At 59.1% G+C, this 2,232-nt stretch carries 1 protein-coding gene and 2 pseudogenes; 2 read left to right on the forward strand and 1 reads right to left on the reverse strand.

The window, feature by feature from the left end; all coding sequences use genetic code 11:
- On the forward strand, positions 1–257 hold a 257-nt coding region (locus BG842_RS25815; protein ID WP_069453026.1), incomplete at its 5' end, for a DUF5658 family protein.
- 647 nt (positions 258–904) lie between these two features.
- Here BG842_RS25815 and BG842_RS28465 read toward each other — a convergent pair.
- Positions 905–1,027 (reverse strand): annotated as a pseudogene (locus BG842_RS28465) (translation initiation factor IF-5A); the annotation flags it as partial.
- Positions 1,028–1,482: 455 nt separating this feature from the next.
- On the opposite strand from BG842_RS28465, the pseudogene BG842_RS25825 reads away from it, so the two are divergent.
- Positions 1,483–2,111: pseudogene (locus BG842_RS25825) on the forward strand (RNA ligase partner protein).
- Positions 2,112–2,232: the final 121 nt, after the last annotated feature.

The following is a 2,232-nucleotide window of genomic DNA, read 5'->3' on the forward strand; positions in this document are numbered from 1 at the left end:
TCGGCGACGTGATAACGACCGGTATCGGTTTGGAACTCGGGCTGAGCGAGGGGAACCCGTTCGTCGCCCACCTTCTCGCCGAGATGGGACTGTTCGGGTTGCTTCTTCTCAAAGCGGCGACCGTCCTCCTCCTCGTGGTCCTCTCGGGATGGACCCAGCGGTCGCGTCGGACGTTTCGACTCGGAAGCATCGTCTATCTCGTCGTCGGACTGCTCGTCGTCGTCTCGAACGTCGTGGCCATCGCCACGGTCGGGTGACTTCCGGGCCAAAGTCGAAGCCCGACGCCATTCCGAACCCGAAAGGCCCTTAAGTCAGAGTGGAGTAGAAGGAAGTGGACTAGGTTGGGCAGTTAGGCCCTGCTCCCCGCCCGCGCTATGGTCTTGAGCGGGAACCAAACTCCGGGTACGTCCGGTCAGACCGGGCCGGGCCCCGAAAGCCAACGCAGAAGCCTCGTCCGACGGGGCCAGCGGTCCGTGGCGAACACTGCACGAGCACCGAGACCGGACCCCCGAACAGGTCACGAACTCCGATGCTCACTTCGATACGGGGCTGACGCTCGGCCATGCAGAGGGGCTGTCCGACGGGACGTCACTCATCCTCGCGAATACTGTCGCGGGGTGTTTCATGCGCGAGGGAGTTCCCCCAACCGAGGAATCCATCCGTCATCTCCTCGACCAATACGATACCCTGTTCGAGGCTTAATCGCCCCGCATCACGATGCATTTCGTCACCTCACGATTTGGTATCTACGCGGAGAAGTCGTAGAAACCGGGTTCTGGTAGGGATGTTTGGGCCGCATGACGACGGCGACTACGTCGAAAAATGGCCGTCTTCAGTCTTGGGATACCTAAAGGCCCTCCCAAGAAGCCCGGTACCCTAACAGACATAGTTGGTATCAACAGTCCTTCGCGCTACCGTGTTTACCGGGCTTTGCCGTGCTGTAGGAGTTGATGACGCACGCGGCGTCGTCCATCATCAGGTAGTTGCCTTCTTTAAGCTCGCGGACTTCCTTTTGCTCTTTCGCCATATCGCGGAATTGCCCTCCCGTCGGTATAAACCGTTTGGAAACGCTCCGCTGTCGCTCCATCGGTGTCGAGAGTGAAGAATACACAGAAACCCGAATAGAACCCGGATGGGAAACGTTTTCCACGACGCCTACGACCGTGGCTGGCTTGCGCCAGTTTCACGAACGCCGTTTTCACGCCGTCCGTTACTTGGTCTTCACGACCGTCCTTGCGGACGATTATCGCGTCGCTTCGGTTTTCCGTCGGAGCGTTGACCTCGTTGTCGTTTAACCGACGACTTGGTGTTTGCTCCGCGTTTCTGTCTAATCGACGGAAACCATCCGGTTTGTTCTCGGAGTTCCTGCTACAACTGAACCTTGGTCATCGATAGTTATGAACCTTTTTAAGGAGTTCGCACATGTTGGGTGTGAACAAATGTCATGGAAGGGCTTTTGCTTCTCGGCTCGAATCGCCACATATGCCGGAACATCCGCTGAAACAGCGGTTCGTCCTCGATACATCCGTCTTCCTCTCCGAGGAAATCCGCGTCGGAGACGAGGGATTGGAGGACGCCATCGAACGACTTCTCGACTCCATCGCCACCGCGAAACTCGCGCTCAACATCTCCTGTTACATTCCGCCCTCCGTTCACGACGAACTCACCGTCATCCTCGAAGAGCGCGGCGTCTCGGAGCCCGTCCTCTCGAAACTCGAAACGTGGGTCATCAAGAAGAACCCGCCCGCTTCGAGGTGATGATTCCCGCCGATCTCGTCTACCGGTTCATCGACGAGATGAGCGGCCGCGTGGACAAGGGCCTCCGCGTGTCCGAAAACGCCGTCAGGGAAGCGTTCGACAACGGACAGGCCGACGTGGGGACGGTCATCTCCGACCTCAGAAGTCAGTACCGCTCCACGCTCCGCCGCGGCGTCTTGGACTCCCGTGAGGACTTCGACCTGCTCATCCTCGCCCGCGAACTCGACGCGGGCGTCGTCACCGAGGACACCGGCATCATCAACTGGGCCGAGGATTTCGGCCTGCGCTACCTCCGCGGCCGCGACTTCCCGCCGCTCCTCGAATCGTATCTCGACGCGAGCGAAGAGATGTAATTTCGACGACGGCGTTCATCCTCGTTACGCTTTTGCGGGTATTCGTGTCCAGAGTGCCCGCTCACGTGTCTCGTCACGCCGAACGCACGCGAAAATACCTCTTCGACCGTCGGTCACTCCG

This window comes from Haladaptatus sp. W1, from assembly GCF_001723155.1.
GTDB classification, from domain to species: Archaea; Halobacteriota; Halobacteria; order Halobacteriales; family Haladaptataceae; genus Haladaptatus; species Haladaptatus paucihalophilus.